Source organism: Staphylococcus sp. AtDRG32 (genome assembly GCF_004365845.1).
Lineage (GTDB): Bacteria > Bacillota > Bacilli > Staphylococcales > Staphylococcaceae > Staphylococcus > Staphylococcus hominis.
Window position 1 is genome coordinate 188224 of the sequence record NZ_SODE01000003.1, and the last position, 20122, is coordinate 208345.

The 20122-nt window shown below is 32.0% G+C and carries 22 protein-coding genes, 1 pseudogene and 1 riboswitch; of the genes and pseudogenes, 14 read left to right on the forward strand and 9 right to left on the reverse strand.

Annotation, left to right across the window (positions count from 1 at the left end; translation table 11 throughout):
• Nucleotides 1-11 precede the first annotated feature (11 nt).
• The 4 genes from BDW25_RS06690 (at nucleotide 12) to ychF (ending at nucleotide 3178) form a co-directional block, all read left to right on the forward strand.
• Nucleotides 12-836 carry a ParB/RepB/Spo0J family partition protein gene (locus BDW25_RS06690; RefSeq protein ID WP_002448017.1) on the forward strand — a complete coding sequence of 275 codons (825 nt, stop codon included), beginning with the start codon at nucleotides 12-14 and terminating at the stop codon, nucleotides 834-836.
• A gap of 130 nt (nucleotides 837-966) precedes the next feature.
• Nucleotides 967-1845, forward strand: a complete 879-nt coding sequence (locus BDW25_RS06695) for a mechanosensitive ion channel family protein (protein ID WP_002448012.1) — start codon at nucleotides 967-969, stop codon at nucleotides 1843-1845.
• Between the two features lie 20 nt (nucleotides 1846-1865).
• The gene (locus tag BDW25_RS06700; RefSeq protein ID WP_002448008.1) at nucleotides 1866-2069 is read left to right on the forward strand and encodes a DUF951 domain-containing protein; all 204 of its coding nucleotides are present in this window, start codon (nucleotides 1866-1868) and stop codon (nucleotides 2067-2069) included.
• A gap of 11 nt (nucleotides 2070-2080) precedes the next feature.
• The gene (ychF, locus tag BDW25_RS06705) at nucleotides 2081-3178 is read left to right on the forward strand and encodes a redox-regulated ATPase YchF (protein WP_002447976.1); all 1098 of its coding nucleotides are present in this window, start codon (nucleotides 2081-2083) and stop codon (nucleotides 3176-3178) included.
• A 68-nt stretch (nucleotides 3179-3246) separates the two neighbouring features.
• Here the strand turns inward: ychF and BDW25_RS06710 are convergent, their stop codons facing one another.
• Nucleotides 3247-3438: a hypothetical protein gene (locus BDW25_RS06710; RefSeq protein ID WP_002447995.1), complete on the reverse strand. Its 192-nt coding sequence runs from the start codon at nucleotides 3436-3438 to the stop codon at nucleotides 3247-3249.
• Nucleotides 3439-3685: 247 nt separating this feature from the next.
• On the opposite strand from BDW25_RS06710, the gene rpsF reads away from it, so the two are divergent.
• The 6 genes from rpsF (at nucleotide 3686) to BDW25_RS06740 (ending at nucleotide 7287) form a co-directional block, all read left to right on the forward strand.
• On the forward strand, nucleotides 3686-3982 hold the full coding sequence (gene rpsF, locus BDW25_RS06715) for a 30S ribosomal protein S6 (RefSeq protein WP_002447961.1): 297 nt from the start codon (nucleotides 3686-3688) through the stop codon (nucleotides 3980-3982).
• Between the two features lie 21 nt (nucleotides 3983-4003).
• A complete protein-coding gene (gene ssb / locus BDW25_RS06720) occupies nucleotides 4004-4519 on the forward strand; it encodes a single-stranded DNA-binding protein (RefSeq protein WP_002447969.1) in 516 nt (171 codons plus the stop codon).
• 41 nt (nucleotides 4520-4560) lie between these two features.
• Nucleotides 4561-4803, forward strand: coding sequence for a 30S ribosomal protein S18 (gene rpsR / locus BDW25_RS06725; RefSeq protein ID WP_002447994.1), 243 nt, complete (start codon nucleotides 4561-4563; stop codon nucleotides 4801-4803).
• Nucleotides 4804-4985: 182 nt separating this feature from the next.
• Nucleotides 4986-5930, forward strand: coding sequence for a hypothetical protein (locus BDW25_RS06730; protein WP_065581051.1), 945 nt, complete (start codon nucleotides 4986-4988; stop codon nucleotides 5928-5930).
• Between the two features lie 280 nt (nucleotides 5931-6210).
• Nucleotides 6211-6459, forward strand: a complete 249-nt coding sequence (locus tag BDW25_RS06735; protein WP_002447983.1) for a GlsB/YeaQ/YmgE family stress response membrane protein — start codon at nucleotides 6211-6213, stop codon at nucleotides 6457-6459.
• A 249-nt stretch (nucleotides 6460-6708) separates the two neighbouring features.
• Entirely contained in the window at nucleotides 6709-7287 is a 579-nt protein-coding gene (locus BDW25_RS06740) for a histidine phosphatase family protein (RefSeq protein ID WP_002447942.1), read from the forward strand.
• A 97-nt stretch (nucleotides 7288-7384) separates the two neighbouring features.
• On the opposite strand, the gene BDW25_RS06745 is transcribed toward BDW25_RS06740, so the two are convergent.
• From BDW25_RS06745 to BDW25_RS06760, 4 genes are all read right to left on the reverse strand, one after another.
• Nucleotides 7385-8014 (reverse strand): NDxxF motif lipoprotein, encoded by a 630-nt coding sequence (locus BDW25_RS06745; RefSeq protein WP_002447997.1) that lies wholly within the window; start codon nucleotides 8012-8014, stop codon nucleotides 7385-7387.
• Between the two features lie 235 nt (nucleotides 8015-8249).
• Entirely contained in the window at nucleotides 8250-9773 is a 1524-nt protein-coding gene (gene ahpF / locus BDW25_RS06750) for an alkyl hydroperoxide reductase subunit F (RefSeq protein ID WP_002454529.1), read from the reverse strand.
• Nucleotides 9774-9787: 14 nt separating this feature from the next.
• Complete coding sequence (ahpC, locus tag BDW25_RS06755) at nucleotides 9788-10357, reverse strand: alkyl hydroperoxide reductase subunit C (protein WP_002447989.1); 570 nt, start codon at nucleotides 10355-10357, stop codon at nucleotides 9788-9790.
• Between the two features lie 402 nt (nucleotides 10358-10759).
• Nucleotides 10760-11539 (reverse strand): 2-keto-4-pentenoate hydratase, encoded by a 780-nt coding sequence (locus BDW25_RS06760; protein ID WP_002448003.1) that lies wholly within the window; start codon nucleotides 11537-11539, stop codon nucleotides 10760-10762.
• A gap of 155 nt (nucleotides 11540-11694) precedes the next feature.
• Here BDW25_RS06760 and BDW25_RS06765 point away from each other — a divergent pair, with 155 nt between their 5' ends.
• Entirely contained in the window at nucleotides 11695-12450 is a 756-nt protein-coding gene (locus tag BDW25_RS06765; RefSeq protein ID WP_002454528.1) for an NADPH-dependent oxidoreductase, read from the forward strand.
• 57 nt (nucleotides 12451-12507) lie between these two features.
• Here BDW25_RS06765 and BDW25_RS06770 read toward each other — a convergent pair whose 3' ends face one another.
• The 4 genes and pseudogenes from BDW25_RS06770 to BDW25_RS06785 all read right to left on the reverse strand — a co-directional run bounded on the left by BDW25_RS06770 (nucleotide 12508) and on the right by BDW25_RS06785 (nucleotide 16144).
• The gene (locus tag BDW25_RS06770; protein ID WP_002448009.1) at nucleotides 12508-13899 is read right to left on the reverse strand and encodes an L-cystine transporter; all 1392 of its coding nucleotides are present in this window, start codon (nucleotides 13897-13899) and stop codon (nucleotides 12508-12510) included.
• Nucleotides 13900-14261: 362 nt separating this feature from the next.
• Nucleotides 14262-14732: pseudogene (locus BDW25_RS06775) on the reverse strand (DNA-binding protein); the annotation flags it as partial.
• A gap of 126 nt (nucleotides 14733-14858) precedes the next feature.
• Nucleotides 14859-15521, reverse strand: a complete 663-nt coding sequence (locus BDW25_RS06780; protein WP_002447990.1) for a hypothetical protein — start codon at nucleotides 15519-15521, stop codon at nucleotides 14859-14861.
• Between the two features lie 215 nt (nucleotides 15522-15736).
• Nucleotides 15737-16144 (reverse strand): general stress protein, encoded by a 408-nt coding sequence (locus BDW25_RS06785; RefSeq protein WP_002447977.1) that lies wholly within the window; start codon nucleotides 16142-16144, stop codon nucleotides 15737-15739.
• A gap of 214 nt (nucleotides 16145-16358) precedes the next feature.
• Nucleotides 16359-16461: riboswitch (purine riboswitch) on the forward strand.
• Between the two features lie 207 nt (nucleotides 16462-16668).
• Between BDW25_RS06785 and xpt the strand changes: the two genes are divergently transcribed.
• The 3 genes from xpt to guaB are packed head-to-tail and all read left to right on the forward strand — an operon-like array spanning nucleotide 16669 to nucleotide 20020.
• Nucleotides 16669-17250, forward strand: a complete 582-nt coding sequence (gene xpt / locus BDW25_RS06790) for a xanthine phosphoribosyltransferase (RefSeq protein WP_002447980.1) — start codon at nucleotides 16669-16671, stop codon at nucleotides 17248-17250.
• Nucleotides 17247-18515, forward strand: a complete 1269-nt coding sequence (gene pbuX, locus BDW25_RS06795) for a xanthine permease PbuX (protein WP_002447962.1) — start codon at nucleotides 17247-17249, stop codon at nucleotides 18513-18515. The genes xpt and pbuX overlap by 4 nt, the downstream gene beginning before the upstream one ends.
• Nucleotides 18516-18553: 38 nt before the next feature.
• Nucleotides 18554-20020 carry an IMP dehydrogenase gene (guaB, locus tag BDW25_RS06800; RefSeq protein ID WP_049418746.1) on the forward strand — a complete coding sequence of 489 codons (1467 nt, stop codon included), beginning with the start codon at nucleotides 18554-18556 and terminating at the stop codon, nucleotides 20018-20020.
• Nucleotides 20021-20122: the final 102 nt, after the last annotated feature.

The following is a 20122-nucleotide window of genomic DNA, read 5'->3' on the forward strand; positions in this document are numbered from 1 at the left end:
GAGGACTATGCATGAACAACATTGAAGATCAACGTGTTCAATTAAATAATGATGAACACGTACAACATATTAAAATTTCAAGTATTAAAGCTAATCCCTATCAACCTAGAAAAACATTTGATGAGGAGAAACTTCAAGATTTAGCAGAGTCTATAACAACTCATGGTATACTTCAACCTATTGTTTTAAGAAAAACGATCAATGGATATTATATCGTTGTAGGGGAACGACGTTTTCGAGCTTCTAAATTAGCTGGGTTAGAGGAAGTTCCTGCAATTGTAAAATCCCTTTCTGATTCTGACATGATGGAATTAGCCATTATAGAAAATTTACAAAGAGAAGATTTAAATGCAATTGAAGAAGCTGAAAGTTATCAACGATTAATGAATGATCTTGGTCTGACACAACAAAAAGTTGCTGAAAGGTTAGGAAAATCACGGCCTTACATTGCTAATATGCTAAGATTACTAAATTTACCCTCTGATATTGCTAAGCTTGTAAGAGAGAATCGCATGTCAGGTGCCCATGGACGTACTTTACTTGCATTAAAAGATGTAAATACGATGAAACGTATAGGTAAACAAGCAATCAAAGAGGGGTGGAGTGTACGTTATTTAGAAAAAGTTGTTTCTGAAATCCAAGACGGTGGGCAGTCTAAAAAAGAAAAATTAAATACTCCAAGTAAACCCAAATTCATACAGAAACAAGAACGTGCGCTTAAGGAAAAATTTGGAACTCATATAGATATATCTGTATCTAAAAATGTTGGGAAAATTGTGTTTGAGTTTAAATCCGAGGCTGAGTTTAGACGTATTATAGATAAACTTAATGAATAATATCCTATTAATAAAATAAAAAAGAAAATGATAAATCAAAAGACTGATACAATTTTAGAAGAAATTTTGTATAATAAATAAATTGGAATATAAATTTAAGGTGGACTAAATAGAAAAGGAGGGGGCTATTATGAATCAATTGAAGAACGTGTTAACATCGCTATTTAAACCATTAACAGAACCCGAAGTATACACAAATTTAGCAACTAAATTAGCAATGGTTATTATTTATATTTTAGTAGGCTTAATTGTAATTGGAATTATTAATAAAGCGATAGAAGAAGCATTTAAATTTCAAAATAAAAGTAATAGAGGAAATAAAAAACGCTCTAAAACGCTCGTGTCCCTTATCAAAAATGTTGTAAGATACATTGTGTGGTTTATCGTACTCACAACAGTATTAAGTAAGTTCGGAATTAGCGTAAATGGGATTATCGCCAGCGCCGGTGTTGTAGGTATCGCTGTTGGTTTTGGAGCCCAGACTATAGTCAAAGATATTATTACTGGATTTTTCATTATTTTTGAAAATCAGTTTGATGTAGGTGATTATGTTAAAATTAATAGCGGTGGTACTACAGTTGCTGAAGGAACTGTAAAATCTATAGGATTGAGATCAACGCGTATTAATACCATCACTGGGGAGTTAACTATTTTACCAAATGGTAGTATGGGTGAGATTACTAACTATTCTATTACTAATGGTACGTCAATTGTAGAAATTCCAGTCTCAGTTGATGAAAATTTAGATAAAGTTGAAAAGAAATTAAATAAATTATTTACAGCAATGCGTAGTAAATACTACTTATTCATTACTGATCCAGTCGTTTTAGGAATTGATGGGTTAGATGAAACAAAAGTGATCATAAGAATATCAGCAGAAACTATTCCTGGAGAAGGTGCTTCAGGTTCTAGAATTTTACGCAAAGAAATTCAAAAAATGTTTGTACAAGAAGGTATTAAATTGCCACAACCCATGTACGTAAGAAATACTGATAAACAAGACGCTTAATAAATGTTGGGGGTAATGTTGTGACACCAAAATATGGTATAAATGATATAGTAGAAATGAAAAAACAACATGCTTGTGGAACAAATCGATTTAAAATTATTCGCATGGGTGCTGATATACGAATTAAATGTGAAAATTGTCAAAGAAGTATTATGATTCCACGACAAGTGTTTGATAAAAAAATAAAAAAAATATTAGTATCTCATCAAGATACAGAAAGTTAGGAGAATGATTCATGGCTTTAACAGCAGGTATCGTAGGTTTGCCTAATGTTGGTAAATCTACTCTATTTAATGCAATTACAAAAGCAGGTGCGCTCGCTGCGAACTATCCTTTCGCTACAATCGATCCTAATGTTGGGATTGTAGAAGTACCAGATACACGTTTAAATAAATTAACAGAAATGGTAGAACCTAAGAAAACAATTCCTACCACTTTCGAATTCACAGATATTGCAGGTATTGTTAAAGGTGCTTCAAAAGGTGAAGGTTTAGGAAATAAATTCTTATCACATATTCGTGAAGTAGACGCTATTTGTCAGGTAGTACGTGCTTTCGATGATGAAAATGTGACACACGTCGCTGGTCGTGTAAATCCATTAGATGATATTGAAGTCATTAATATGGAACTTGTTTTAGCTGATTTAGAATCAGTAGAGAAACGTTTGCCTCGAATTGAAAAAATGGCACGTCAAAAAGATAAAACAGCAGAAATGGAGTTCCGCATTTTATCTAGAATAAAAGAAGCATTAGAGGAAGGAAATCCAGTTCGTAGTTTAGATTTTAATGAAGAAGATCAAAAATATGTAAATCAAGCTCAATTATTAACATCTAAAAAAATGTTATATATTGCAAACGTTGGCGAAGATGAAATTGGTGACGATGAAAATGATAAAGTGAAAACCATTCGTGAGTACGCAGCTAAAGAAGATTCTGAAGTTATAGTCATTAGTGCAAAAATTGAGGAAGAAATTGCAACACTTGATGATGAAGATAAGGAAATGTTTTTAGAAGACTTAGGTATTGAAGAACCAGGCCTCGATCGTCTTATCAGAACAACATATGATTTGTTAGGATTATCTACTTACTTTACAGCAGGTGTTCAAGAAGTACGTGCTTGGACATTTAGACAAGGGATGACGGCACCACAATGTGCAGGTATCATTCATACAGACTTCGAACGTGGTTTTATTCGTGCCGAAGTAACAAGTTATGACGACTATGTTGAGCATGGTGGCGAGCAAGGTGCGAAAGAAGCAGGTAAACAACGTTTAGAAGGTAAAGATTATATTATGAAAGATGGAGATATTGTTCACTTCCGATTTAATGTATAGGAATATAAAAAGCGCGACATCTGTTTATTATAGATGTCGCGCTTTAGTTATATCATTATGGTTATATCTTAAAAAAACGGTATAACTTTACTTGCTTTAATAATATCTTTGGTGCTAAAAAACTGTTTACCTTCTCCAGTATATGCTGGCTCAAGAATCATATTAGCTTTTGCACAGTATAGCCACTCTGGATTGATACCGCAATTTAAGATTTCTTGAAACTCTTGAAAATCTTTATTCCAATCTAAATCTAATTGCATAGTTACACCTCAAGGATATTATAGGATATCAGTTCTCTTTTGAAAAGATATGTTTAAAGTTTGAATATAAATTTATAGGCCAATACGATAAATCTTATCCACTTTCAGACAAAATATTTCAAATAATATTTATTGTAAAAAGTAATCACCTATGCTATAATTCTTGATTGTGAGTAATGAAAATTATTCCTTGCCTATGGATAGGATTCGATAGGCCGCATAGACCACAAGGAGGTGCAATTATAAAATGAGAACATATGAAATTATGTATGTCGTACGTCCTAACATTGAAGAAGATGCTAAAAAAGCAGTTGTTGAGCGCTTTAACGGTATCTTAGCTTCAGAAGGATCAGAAGTTTTAGAAGAGAAAGACTGGGGTAAACGCCGTCTTGCTTACGAAATTGAAGATTTCAAAGAAGGCTTCTACTTCATCGTACGCATTAAAACAGATAATAACAGAGCTACAGACGAATTCCAACGTTTAGCTAAAATCAATGACGATATTATCCGTTATATCGTTATCCGTGAAGACCAAGATAAGTAATAATTAAATGGGGGCGTTGAAATGATAAATCGAGTTGTATTAGTAGGTCGTTTAACTAAGGATCCAGAATACAGAAGTACTCCCTCAGGCGTAAGTGTAGCGACATTTACTCTAGCAGTTAACCGTACTTTCACGAATGCTCAAGGGGAACGCGAAGCTGACTTTATTAACGTTGTTGTATTTAGAAGACAAGCAGAAAACGTAAATAACTATCTTTCAAAAGGTAGTTTAGCTGGCGTTGATGGTCGCATACAATCACGCAGTTATGAAAATCAAGAAGGTCGTCGTATATTTGTCACTGAAGTTGTAGCGGATAGTGTTCAATTCCTTGAACCTAAAAATGCACAAGGTGGACAACGTCATCAAGGAAATAATGATTTCCAAGATTATGGCCAAGGGTTTGGTGGTTCACAATCAGGACAAAATACATCTTATAATAATAATAACAATCGTGCATCAAACAATAATCAATCAGATAACCCATTTGCAAATGCAAATGGTCCAATTGATATTAGTGATGATGACTTACCATTCTAACGAAAGAATGAGATTAAAAATATAAAAGGAGGTAATTAACCATGGCAGGTGGACCAAGAAGAGGCGGACGTCGTCGTAAAAAAGTATGCTATTTCACAGCAAATGGTATTACACATATTGACTATAAAGACACTGAATTATTAAAACGTTTTATCTCAGAACGCGGTAAAATTTTACCACGTCGTGTAACTGGTACTTCAGCTAAATATCAACGTATGTTGACTACAGCTATTAAACGTGCTCGTCATATGGCTTTATTACCATATGTTAAAGATGAAAACTAATATATAATTAGTGTAAACCCCGTAAGCTCAAGGCTTACGGGGTTATTTTTATGTCGTAGTAATAAAAAATGGATAGATTATACACCTTAAGTTGATTTTAAAATGTATTGCGTAATATCTTTAATGTATGCAATATAAAATGTTATCATTAAAAGAGACATACATAAGGAGTTATGATGATAATGAGAGGAAAATATTTATTAGCAGGTATTGTTGCATCTACTTTATTTTTGGGTGCTTGTGATTTAAATATTCATTTACCAGGCGGAAATAATGATAGTTCAGAGGATAAGCAAAAAACTGAGAAGAATGATCATAAAAATAAAACGCCTAATAATTCAAATAAAAATAATGATACTAATAATGATAAAAATATAAATTCATCAGACACACAGAAAAATAATAATGATGAAAATACTAATTATAATCAAACTGAAGATATTCAACCCAATGATAATAAGAGTATTCAGTCATCCGAACAGAATACTCAAAACCAATCTGAAAATGGAATCAATGGAAATAATGAAACGACTATGAATGAAAGTCATTCAACTAGTGACAATCAATCAAATGATTCTTCGAATAAAGAACTTACACCGAAGCAAGCAGAGGATGTTGTCTATGATTGGTATAAAAATCAAGGATTTGGAAATCGTTTAAGAAATGAATTTAATTACAATCCTAGTAAAAGTACTGACGAGATGTATTATATAGATTATGCAGCAAGTGACGCATATGGTACTGGAACACCTTATGTAGCCATTGTAGATAAACATACAGGTAGTATTGTTGATAATTATAATAATATGACAGATGAAGAAAAAGCTAAAAGAAAACAAATGAATGAAAGTAAATTAGAACAAAGTAACCGACAACGAAACAATGATGTACAAAATAATGAAACAAAGAATGATAATGAAACACAACATACATCGTCTAATGAAGAAAATCAAAATAGTGCGCAATCTGAAACTCAAAATGATGTCCAGACATCGAATCAATCCGAGAACAATGATTCAACTCCAACAGACGCTTCTACACAAACTAAAGAAGAACCCACAACTTCTCAAATAGATCGTAATGAACAAGCACAACCAAATCATCAAAGTACAAATAACGAAGAATAAAAACAAAGGAACAAGACATTATATTCAACATGAATATGTTTTGTTCCTTTAAAGTTGTTCATAATGTTTAGCAAGTATTTTATATAAAATACTTGCTATTTTTTAGTAGTCTTATATTTTTAATCATTAATTGAATAAATACTAATAAAATATGTGGGTGTTATTATTTAGTTGTTTTTGTTATAAAAAATAAATTATTTTAATAATTATGTTTATAAAATTTAAATAGGTGGTATGAATAAGAAGTAAACAAAATAAAACTATAAGGAGTAATCTAACTATGGGCTTTATTATTATGATAATAGTTGGTGGATTAATCGGTTGGATTGCTGGCATGATCATGGGTAAAGATATCCCTGGTGGTATCTTAGGTAATATCATTGCTGGTTTAATCGGTTCATTCATCGGAAGTAAATTGTTAGGTACTTGGGGGCCTGTTTGGGGCGGAGTACCAATCTTCCCAGCATTAATCGGTGCAATTATTCTTATTTTTATTGTTTCTTTAATTTTAAAAGCAATCAAAAAATAGGTATAGCATTTTAAAGGGGACTACGTTATGTAGTGCTCTTTTTTTATTTATTAAACTAAAAAAAGAGGATGACGTCGGGTTAAGGCGTCATCCAGGAGTATTATGTTCATGAATATAAAAGACTTGTAGTTATTAAATAACTACATATTAATAGTATCATGCAATATAAATAATAACAATCATAAAAATATATCATTTATATGATTAGTAGACTTCATTCATTTATTATTTAATATAATGAGGTAAAACATGAATTTATATCTTATTCGACATGGTGAATCACAGTCTAATTATGATAATAAGTACAATCGAGCATATTATTGTGGTCAGTTAGACGTTCCTTTAACTGAAAAGGGCGTTGAAAGCGCAAAACAATTAAAGCCATATTTTTATAATATAAAAATTAATGATGTGTATGTATCTGATTTAACAAGAACGAAAGAAACATATCAATATATCTTCCCTTACGATATCCCAACTACAGTCACATCATTATTACGTGAACGTTCATTGGGTCTATTTGAAGGTCAATTTAAGGATAAACTTATGAAAAACAATATGTATCATCGTTATTTTCATGATCCAAATTATAAAGATTTTCGACATAGCTTTATTCAAAAAGCACCTGAGGGGGAAAGTTATAATGATGTTTATTATAGAGTGAAACAGTTTTTCGAAACGATTCATATTCAAGATGATCACACGATAGTCATTATTGCACATCAAGTTGTGATTCGTTGTATTATGGTTTACTTTGGCTATATAAATAAAGAAGAAGCATTAATTAAAGTAATTGAAAATTGTAAGCCATATCTCATTGAATTATAAAAAAATCTGAGACATCATTTATCGTCTCAGATTTTTTATATTTGGGACATCACCATTAATGGATCGGGAAAACATATTCAAATGGATACTCCCTATTCTATTTATCAAAAACGTTTGTTTTGATATCTTTCTTATTTAAGAAAGATTTGATTTTATTTTGTTGGTTGCCATTTACATCTCCAGCATAATGAGTAGGGACATCTACAATGTTAATTGTATTTTGAGGTTGATAATTCAGTTGTTCGATACTTTCATCAACATTTGCAATTGTACTATTCAAAGCATGAAAGTACTTAATAATACGATTTACATTATCTTTATAGCCGTCTGGCAATGTGTTATTTTCAACATATTTTTTAAAGTGTAAGTCATTTTTAACAGCAATATTAGATAAATGACTAAGTTTTTTAGCTTGTTTATCAGTGATTTTTGTTTGTCCTGAACTTTGACGATCGATTTTACTTTGCATTATATATTTATTGTCTAAAATATCACTATTAACATCTAGATATTTTTTGATTGCTTTGTTCATTTCATCTTCAGTAAGCTTTTGATGAGATTTATTCGATGTAAAAATATCATTTTCAGTTAAGTTTTTAGCATGTTTCGGTGCATTAACACCGTTACTTTGATTATGATTGTCTTCATTATTATCATTATTAGGTGCACACGCACTTAACATTAATAACAGGGCTAAAAAACTACTAATAACCATACTCTTTTTCATAGACTTCAATAATCTCCTTTATTAGTAAACATTTCTATTTAAGAATAATAATAGAGTATCACTTATAGAAACAGAATTGAATGTTTAAGACATAAAATTAATATAAATCTATGAACAAATTGTGGCAATAGCATTAAAAAAGCAGAGTCGTTAATAAAATGACTCTGCTTAAAATGAAGATATTTGATAGGTTAAGTTCTAAGTCTTACTTTCATATAGAAAGTTAAACTTTAAATTAATTTCTAATAATATAATCAAATGCACTCAATGCTGCGTTAGCACCTGAACCCATTGATATAATGATTTGTTTATATTTTTGGTCAGTAACGTCACCAGCAGCAAAAATACCAGGAACGTTTGTGTTATTTTCACGATCCACAACGACTTCTCCACGGTTATTTAATTCTACTGCGTCACCAATCCATTTTGTATTTGGCACAAGGCCAATTTGTACAAAGATACCATCTAAGCTTAATTCTTTCATTTCACCAGATGACATATCTTCATAGCTTAAACCAGTAACATGATCTTCACCTAGAACTTCAGCAGTTCTAGCATTTGTGTGAATATCAACATTAGGGAAAGAACGTAAACGTTCTTGTAACACTGTATCCGCTTTTAGTTCTGGAGCGAATTCAAATAGTGTCACGTGTTTAACTATTCCTGCTAAATCGATAGCTGCTTCAACACCAGAGTTACCACCGCCGATAACTGCAACGTTTTTATTTTCAAATAAAGGTCCGTCACAGTGAGGACAGAAAGCCACACCTTTATTGATTAAGCGATCTTCACCAGGAATATTTAATTTACGCCAGCTTGCACCAGTTGAAATAATAGCAGTTTTACTTTCAAGAACTGCATCATTTTCTAAAGTTACTCGGATAGCTTTATCAGTTTTTTCAATTTTAGTTGCACGAATACCAGTCATAGCATCAATATCATATTCTTCGATATGTGCAGCTAAATTAGAAGAGAATTCTGATCCAGTGGTTTGTTTAACAGTAATAAAGTTTTCAATACCAGCTGTATCGTTAACTTGACCACCGATTCTATCTGCAACAATACCAGTGCGTAAACCTTTACGCGCAGTATAAATTGCAGCACTACCACTTGCTGGTCCGCCACCGATGATTAATACATCGTATGGATCTTTATTTTCATATTCTGAAGCATCTTGTGTACTGCCAAGTTTAGATAAAATATCAGAAATTGTCATACGACCATTACCGAATTCTTCACCATCTAAAAATACAGCAGGGACTGCCATGATATCCTTAGACTCTTCACGGAATACAGCACCATCAATCATTGTATGAGTGATATTTGGATTAATTACACTCATTAAGTTTAATGCTTGAACTACATCTGGACATTTTTGACAAGTTAAACTTACATAAGTCTCAAAATTGTAGTTGCCTTCAAGACCTTTAATTTGATCAATGATTGCTTGTTTTTCTTTAGGCGCACGACCACTTACTTGTAAAATAGCAAGCACAAGTGAATTGAACTCATGACCTAAGGGAATACCAGCAAATGTGATACCAGTATCTTCTTCAGGTTTACTTACTTGGAAACTTGGTGTGCGTTTTAATTCTTTTTCAACGATTGTAATATGATCTGTCATCTCAGCGATTTCATCTAATAAATCTTTTAATTCTTTAGATTTATCATCAGAGCCAATACTTGCTCTAAATTCTACATCGCCTTCCATAAGTTGTAATAATTGTTGTAATTGTTGTTTTAAATCAGCATTCAGCATACTTAAATGCCTCCTTAAATTTTACCTACTAAGTCTAATCCTGGTTGTAATGATTCAGAACCTTCTTCCCATTTTGCTGGGCAAACTTCACCTGGATGTTGACGTACGTATTGTGCGGCTTTGATTTTATTTACTAATGTACTTGCATCACGGCCAATACCATCTGCATTAATTTCTGCTGCTTGAACTACACCATCAGGGTCAACGATAAATGTACCACGTTGTGCCAAACCTGCTTCTTCATCTAATACATCGAAGTTACGAGTGATGATTTGAGAAGGGTCACCAATCATAGTGTATTGGATTTTGCTGATTGCGTCTGAATGATCGTGCCAAGCTTTGTGTACGAAATGAGTATCAGTTGAAACTGAAAATACATTAACACCTAAATCTTGTAATTGGCTATATTGGTTTTGTAAATCCTCTAATTCAGTTGGACATACGAAAGAGAAGTCAGCTGGATAGAAGCAAACAACACTCCAAGAACCTTTTAAATCATCTTGGCTTACTTCTTTGAATTCATCATTTTTAGGATCATATGCTTGTGCTGTGAAAGGTAAGATTTCTTTATTGATTAAAGACATAACTTAAATTCCTCCTGATTTATCGAATATTAATTAGAATTACATAATAATCATTGCTTATTTATAATAATTCTAATCTCTTGATTCATATTATTACATGTAGATTTTATTTCGTCAACATAATACACTTAAAAGTAAGAAAAACAATATGAAGCACTGATATAACAAGGTTCATATAAAATATATTAACTTTTTTAAGATATTGTGAGGATTATTTTTTCTAATTAAAAAATGTAAATTGTAAATAAAAACACATCTTTTCGCTTAAATATATTCTCAACTAAAGGATAGTATTTGATAATGGGAATCAAACATAATAGATTAAAACTCTCTCCAAGTTACGCTTTGAAACATATAAATCTGAAGAGAGTATCAAGTATTTTCAATATTATTTTATTAAAATCAGTCTTTGACTTCTACTTTTACGCTTCCTACTTTCTCGTATTCAGCAATATAAATACCTTTTTCTAACTGTAGGGGTGAAATAAATGTACCTGAAGAAATAAATTGCCCTTTTTCTAAACGTTTTCCATGTGAATGTAATTTTTTATTTAACCATTTTATAGATTCAATAGGATTTCCTAGTACGTCACTAGAGTGTCCTGTTTCAATTTCTTGATCATTTTTAAATAACTTTAAGTTAATATCAGCAAATGATTTGTAATCAAGAGGTGTTACTCTTTTTCCAACCACAATTAAACCTGTTGCAGTATTATCTGAAATTAAATCTGATAAAGCAAAGTTAGGGAACCAATCTTTATAACGTGCGTCAGGAATTTCAATACCTGGAGCTACTTTTACACTTTCTAAGATGGTTTGAACATCGGCATTCTCTGGTAAGTCTGCAGTTAATTCAAAAATAAGTTCAGGTTCAAGTAATGGATCAAATAATGTTGATAATGAGATAGAGTTATCCCCCTCGACTACTTGAGTAGATAAAATAGTACCGTACGCAGGCTCATTTGTATTGGCAATGGCTTGAGTGGCGGCACTTGTCATACTTACTTTGTAACCTTTAATTTCTGATTTTTGCTTATTTTTTAATTGATTAATGAGATCATCTTGTGTGTGATAGGCTTCTAACTCATTTAGTTCAAAAGAGGAACTGATAAAATTAATCGGTTTTTTTGATGTAAAAGCTTGATATAAGGCTGTTGAAACTTCTTTGTTAGCGTGAGTCATAGTATCTCTCCTTTGATATCTGAAAATTGTCATTATTATGATAACTTTAATTGGTTTAGCATGCAAATCTTAATTTAAAATAAAGGGCAATTTTGAAGAAAAATAAAATATAAATTGTTAATATATATTCAGTAATTAAAAAAGGAGTGGACTTAATGTCAGATTATGTTTACGAATTAGCTAAAAAACATCATTCAGTTCGAAGATTTAAAGATCAACCTTTAAGTGAAGGTGTTGTTAGAAAGTTAGTTGAAGCTGGACAAAGTGCTTCAACATCTAGTTATTTACAAACGTATTCTATTATTGGAGTAGAAGATCCAGAAATTAAAGCACAACTCAAAGAAGTATCAGGGCAACAATATGTGGTAGACAATGGCTATTTATTTGTATTTGTTTTAGATTATTATCGTCACAATCTTATTAATGAAGATGTAGAACAACATATGGAGACGTCATTTGAGTCGGCTGAGGGCTTATTAGTTGGTGCCATCGATGTTGCATTAGTATCAGAAAATATTGCTTTAGCAGCTGAAGATATGGGCTATGGCATTGTATACTTAGGTTCGCTTCGCAATGATGTCGGGCGTGTACGTGAGATTTTAGACTTACCTGAATATGCCTTCCCTTTATTTGGTATGGCTGTAGGAGAACCAGCTGAGGATGAAAATGGATCACCAAAACCACGTTTACCTTTTGAACATATCTTCCATAAAAATGTCTATAATAGCAATAAAGCACACCAAAAAGAAACATTAAACGCTTATGATCAAATGGTGAGTAAATACTATCAAGACCGTACAAATGGTGTAAGAAATGAAACCTGGTCTCAACAAGTTGCTGGATTTTTAAGTGGGAAAGCACGATTAGATATGTTAGAGCAATTAAATAAAGCTGGACTAATGAAAAGATAAAATAAAACCGAAAAAAGAGAGGCAGAATTTGTTTGAAATTCTGTCTCTCTTGTTATTTTATGATTCTGTGGATAATTCTCCATAATGGTTAGAATTAAATTTTTCTTTATCTAAGTTACCTGTTAAACGTGCTGTACCAGTACCTGCTAACATGGAATCATTGACATTTAGAGCGGTACGACCCATATCAATAATTGGTTCGATAGAAATTAATACACCAGCTAATGCAACTGGTAAGTTTAAAGTTGATAATACAAGAATTGAAGCGAAAGTTGCACCGCCACCAACGCCAGCTACACCAAATGAACTAATCACTACAACGCCAATTAGTGTAAGAATGAATGGTATATCGATGTCAACATGAGCAACAGGAGCAACCATAATAGCAAGCATTGCTGGATAAATACCAGCACATCCATTTTGACCAATAGACAAACCGAATGAAGCTGAGAAGTTTGCAATACCTTCAGGTACTCCTAAACGTTGCGTTTGAGTTTGCACATTTAAAGGAAGCGCTCCTGCACTTGAACGTGATGTAAATGCAAAAATCAGTACTTCAAGTGTTTTTTTAACATAACGAATAGGATTGATTCCCATAATCGCTAAAATAATTAAATGAATAACATACATTGTAAGTAAAGCTGCATAAGATGCAATCATGAATTTACCTAATGTCCAAATTGCTGAAAAATCACTTGTTGCAATTGTAGAAGCCATAATTGCGATAATTCCATAAGGAGTTAATCTTAAAACAAAGGTAACAATTGACATGATGAGAGCATAAACAGCATCAATACCACGTTTTAATAAGCTACCATTATCAGGTTGTTTACGTGCAACACGTAAGTATGCAAATCCTACAAAAATAGCAAATATTACTACTGCAATAGTTGAAGTTGTTCTCTGACCAGTAAAATCTAAGAAAGGATTGCTTGGTAATAATTCAAGAATTTGTTGTGGTAGTGTATTCGCTGTAAGCTGCTTCGCTTCACTACTAATTTCATTTCCTCGTGCATGTTCTGCACTACCTAAATCGATACTTGAAGCATCAAGGCCAAATACAATGGCATAAAAAATACCTACAACGGCTGCAATAGCGACAGTACCAATTAAAAACATAAAAATATAAGAACCTATCTTAGCAAATTTATCGCCAATTTGTATCTTACTAAATGCTGAAACAATAGAAATAAAAATAAGTGGCATAACAATCATTTGTAATAATGTCACATAGCCATCTCCAACGATGCTAAACCAATCAGTTGTGGTTTCAAGCACTTTAGAATTAACACCATAAATAAGGTGTAAAATAATTCCATATACAATTCCTAATCCTAGAGCGGTAAAGACTCGTTTTGGGAATGATACATGTTTTTTAGCCATAATGAATAAGCTGATAATGAAAATCAACATGATGACAATGTTAATAATTGAAAATAATGTTCCCATATAAGGATTCTCCTTTTATTAGTTAAATCCGACACATTTAATAAGAATAGTATTAAATATATAATAATTCAATACTTTAAATAACATAAATTATTAAATGTTTTTACAAACTAATGATAAATAGATACAAAATGAGTATTAAAACAAAAAAGCAGGATCGAAATTTTTTAATTTCAATCCTGTTTTAGTAAATAGCACTATATACAGTTGTGACATTAAAGATTAAATAGTCTAGCTAAGAATCCTTTTTTCTCATTTGAAGATGAAACATAAGTTTGATGCTCTTTTAAAGTATCAATCGCTTGTTGATTGTTATCATTAATTTCTTTAACCAAATTATTTTTAGTATAATCAGATTGTTCTTTTTGAGCTGTTTGAATGGCAACTAATGACTCATTATTTGCCTCCAATTTTTCAGTAATTTGACTTTGTAATTCCTTAAGTTCATTTTGTTGTTGATGAACTTGAGTAATCATTTGACCTAACATTTGACGTTCTTCACGCATTTTTTGTATTTCGGTACGTAAGTCTTCTACTAATTGTGTAACGCCTTGATCAGCAGGTAACTGTTGTTGGTCTTCTTTAACGATAACTTGTAAAAAGTCTTTTTCTTTTTCTAATTCTTCGAAAGCTAAATCATAGCTATTTGTTTGTTTTACCTTTTCTGCAATATCTTGGAAAAGTTCAATATCTTCTTCTTTAAAATCTGTAGCCTCACGACCACGATATTCAGTCTTGCTAAGATGATATCCTCGTTCTTCTAAATGTTGGACGATTTTACGGACTTGTTTTTCACTTAGCTCGACACGTTGAGCAAATTCTTTAGTTAACATAATGAAGTCCTTTCGTATTTAAATAATATATTCATTCATTTACGCTGACGTTTGTCTTCGGTAAGTGAAACGTCAGTCTAACCTCGCATATTAGTTTAACCTTTTATATCGCTCTTTTCAAGTATTCTATAAGGATGAACGTAAATTCATCTTTTCTAAAAGGGGATATATAATATCTCTAGAAATTCCATTCGCAAATACATATTTGAGAATATAATTAGATTTCACACTAGCAGGATAGATGTCTTTTGTAAGTTCAATGTTAGATTTAATAAATAAGTCAGTATGTATAGGTGTTTCTTCAAACGTATAATTAGGATGCAAGTAGTCAATGTCATATTGTTGTTCAAAGTCATTTTCTAATAAGATATGATGACGTCGTTTAATTAATTGATTATCTAATATGCTATTATCATGTTTCGGGACTTCAATCATTAAAAAGTTAATATCTCTAGAATGTACTTTATTAGATAATATATTTAGGTGTGTTTCAACTTCATTTAAAGTTTGAGATATGATTTCATTATAATTTGAATCAACTACAGCTAATAAGTGGACTAGAAATGCTGAATTTGTTGTTGCTTCGTAGTGTGCTGTGGCCAAACTGATTATATTTTCTTTCTCAATACCAACAATCAAAACATAATCATTTTCTGTTTTATTATTCTGTAAGGATCGTTTTGTGATAGTGCTGTCTTCAAAAAAATCAACATCTAATTGTTTATTATAAAACTCGACAGCTTTTTGATAATAAGCGTCTTCTAAAGAATAAATAGTGTGAAATTTCATAGCGATCTCCCCGCATTATATTTTTTTAAGTATAGCACATGTGTAAAGTAGCACATCATAATACAAAATATAATAAAAAACTTCTTTCAAAGTTATAAACGATTCACACTTTACTTTGAAAGAAGCATATATTAATTTTTGACTGTTACTTTGTAAAAACGTATGTTCATTTAACAATCGACATGATTAAATACAATGAATGGTTAAACTTATTTTTAAGATTTTGGACCATCAGACTCATTAGCGTAATGAGTGATATCAACTTCTTCATAAGCTGCGTTGTTTTTTTCAACTTCATTATGTGAAGAAGCGTCTTTTCTAGTGATTACTAAAAATTTGCCATCAAGCACATCTTTTTTATATTGTTCTGCTTGGTTATCAGATAGTTTGAAATTATTCAATACAGCTTCTTCACCATCTTCACCGGTTAATAAGCGTGACATGCGATCACTGAATGAACCACTTGTTGCTATAAGTGTTACTTGAGAATTATGTAAATCATCTAAATGTAATTTAGATTCACTGATAACAAATATCTCATTTTCTGAATATCCTTCTGCTTTTTTCTTTTCAATCACATTGTAAATTTGATTTTCATTATCTAGAACTGTAATATCTGGCATATTCATCGTCCTCCATCATTTCATGCTACTTTTAAATAATTATACCCTAATGAATAGATATAAAACGTTTCGATATAATTATATAATTAAAAATATGTAATTTACAAATACGGTTTTTTTAATAAGACATTAAACGCTTACATTTATAAGTAGCGTGATTACAAGGATAAACTCTCCATCAGTTATTGAAAATAAGCTTAAAATTTGCTATTATCATTAAATAATTTATATTGCTCATATAATCTGAAGAATATGGCTTTAGAAGTTTCTACCGTGTTGCCATAAACAACGCGACTATGAGTTCAAGTACAAAGGTAAGGAAGTTAATGAGAAGTTTGAGGATTGGCTAAGATGTCTTGTATTATATTATCATTTGTATAATGTAAAGTATTGTTTATCATCTATAAATCTAAATCATTTACTTCTAAGTTACAAATGAATGTGTATCGTACTTGTTCACTTATAGATCCTGAAACTAGATAAAAGTTTCGGGTTTTTTTATATAAAGTTTAGGAGGTTTTGAAGTGGAAGCGCTCGAACAAAAAGTCAAGGAAGATGGCGTAGTCATTGATGAAAAAATATTAAAAGTTGATGGATTTTTAAATCATCAAATTGATGCCAAATTAATGTATGAAGTGGGTCAAACATTTTATAAACAATTTAAGGGTAAAGGGATTACGAAAATTTTAACTATTGAGGCTTCCGGTATTGCTCCTGCAATCATGGCTGCATTACATTTCGATGTGCCATGCTTATTTGCAAAAAAAGCAAAGCCAAGTACTTTAAAAGATGGGTTTTACAGTACTGATATCCATTCATTTACTAAAAATAAAACAAGTACAGTGATTGTATCAGAAGAATTTTTAGGGCCTGAAGATAAAGTATTAATTATTGATGATTTCTTAGCAAATGGTGATGCTTCACTTGGATTGTACGACATTGCACAACAAGCTAAAGCAGAAACAGTAGGCGTAGGAATTGTTGTAGAAAAAAGTTTCCAAGATGGACGACAAAGATTGGAAGAGGCTGGTTTAACTGTTTCTTCATTATGTAAAGTTGCTTCCTTAGCAGGGAATAAAGTGACTTTACTAGGTGAAGATGAATGAAAAATTTAATTTTAAGTGTACAACATTTATTAGCAATGTATGCAGGTGCTATTTTAGTACCTATCATTGTAGGAACAAGTTTAAAATTTTCACCTGAAGAGATTGCTTATTTAATTACAGTAGATATTTTTATGTGTGGAGTAGCTACATTTTTACAAGCAAATAAGATTACTGGTACAGGACTACCTATTGTTTTAGGATGTACATTTACTGCTGTAGCACCTATGATTTTAATTGGACAGACTAAAGGTTTAGACGTGTTATATGGATCATTGTTCCTATCAGGTATCTTAGTTGTAATCATTGCTCCATTCTTTTCTTATTTAGTTAAATTTTTCCCACCTGTTGTTACAGGTAGTGTCGTTACAATTATCGGAATTAACTTAATGCCCGTTGCTATGAATTATCTTGCTGGTGGTCAAGGTGCTAAAGATTATGGTAACCCTAAAAATCTAATTTTAGGTGGAGTGACACTTATTGTTATCTTACTATTACAACGATTTACAACGGGATTCTTAAAATCTATTGCAATTTTGATTGGTTTAGTTATAGGCACGATATTGGCTAGTATATTTGGATTAGTTAATGTTAGCCAAGTTGGTGACGCACATTGGCTCGGTATTCCACGACCATTCCGTTTCTCAGGATTTGGCTTTGATTTCGGTGCAACATTAGTGTTTACAATTGTAGCAATTGTAAGTCTGATCGAATCAACAGGTGTATATCATGCATTAAGTGAAATCACTGGTCGTAAGCTTGAACGTAAAGATTTTCGTAAAGGTTACACTGCGGAAGGTCTAGCCATCATTTTAGGATCAATCTTTAATGCTTTCCCTTATACAGCTTATTCGCAAAACGTAGGACTTGTTTCACTTTCTGGAGCTAAGAAAAATAAAATCATATATGGAATGGTAGTCTTACTTTTAATATGTGGTTGTATACCTAAATTAGGTGCTCTGGCTAATATTATTCCTTTACCTGTGTTAGGCGGTGCAATGATTGCTATGTTTGGTATGGTAATGGCTTATGGGGTAAGTATTTTAGGAAATATTGACTTCAAAAATCAAAATAATTTATTAATTATTGCTGTATCAGTCGGACTTGGTACAGGAATTAGTGCTGTACCTCAAGCATTTAAAGCTTTAGGAGAACAGTTCGCTTGGTTAACTCAAAATGGTATTGTTTTAGGAGCAATCTCTGCTATTATTCTTAATTTCTTTTTTAACGGTATAAAGTATAAACAAAACGACGAAAATGTGAAATAATAAGACTAACTATATAAAAAATGGAGGCTGTGTTATAAATGTGGGAAAATAAGTTTGCTAAAGAATCATTAACTTTCGACGATGTTTTGTTAATTCCAGCTGCATCAGACGTATTACCAAGTGATGTTGATTTAAGCGTAGAATTATCAGATAAAATTAAATTAAATATTCCAGTTATCTCTGCTGGTATGGATACAGTAACTGAATCTAAAATGGCTATTGCTATGGCACGTCAAGGTGGTTTAGGTGTCATCCATAAAAACATGGGCATTGAAGAGCAAGCTGATGAAGTACAAAAAGTAAAACGTTCAGAAAATGGTGTTATCACGAATCCATTCTTCTTAACACCAGATGAAAGTGTTTATGAAGCAGAAGCATTAATGGGTAAATATCGTATTTCAGGTGTGCCTATTGTAAAAGATGAAGAATCAAGAACACTCGTTGGTATTATTACAAATCGTGACTTACGTTTTATTGAGGATTTCTCAATTAAAATTTCAGATGTGATGACTAAAGAAAATTTAATTACAGCTCCAGTTGGTACAACATTAGATGAAGCGGAAGCAATCCTTCAAAAGCATAAAATTGAAAAACTACCATTAGTAGAAAAGGGTCGTTTAGAAGGTCTCATCACAATTAAAGATATAGAAAAAGTACTTGAATTCCCTCATGCTGCGAAAGATGAGCATGGTCGTTTACTTGCAGCAGCAGCTATCGGTACATCTAAAGACACCGAAATTCGTGCACAAAAACTTGTAGAAGCAGGAGTAGATGCGTTAATTATTGATACAGCGCATGGACATTCTAAAGGTGTGATTGAGCAAGTCAAAAAAATGAAAGATAAATATCCTGAACTTACAATTATTGCAGGAAATGTTGCAACTGCTGAAGCCACACGCGCTTTATTTGAAGCAGGTGCAGACGTGGTTAAAGTAGGTATTGGACCTGGATCAATCTGTACAACACGTGTCGTTGCAGGTGTAGGTGTACCACAAATTACTGCAGTATATGACTGTGCTACTGAAGCACGTAAACATGGTAAAGCGATTATTGCTGACGGTGGTATTAAATTCTCTGGTGATATTATTAAAGCATTAGCGGCTGGTGGTCATGCTGTTATGTTAGGTAGCTTATTAGCTGGTACTGAAGAAAGCCCAGGCGCTACTGAAGTCTTCCAAGGTAGACAATATAAAGTATATCGTGGAATGGGGTCTCTTGGAGCAATGGAAAAAGGGTCAAATGATCGTTACTTCCAAGAAGATAAGTCTCCTAGAAAATTTGTTCCAGAAGGTATTGAAGGTCGCACAGCTTATAAAGGACCATTACAAGATACCATTTATCAACTTATGGGTGGAGTAAGAGCTGGTATGGGTTATACTGGTTCACCAAACTTAAAAGTATTACGTGAAGAAGCACAATTCACACGTATGGGCCCTGCAGGTTTAGCTGAAAGTCATCCACATAACATACAAATTACTAAAGAATCACCAAACTATTCATTTTAATGTAAGGTGAGCAAGAAACGATTAAATTAAGAAAGTACGCTTTTCTATAAAATATTTATAGAGGTTGAAACGATGTATTGTCTTTATAAATATGAAAAGCGT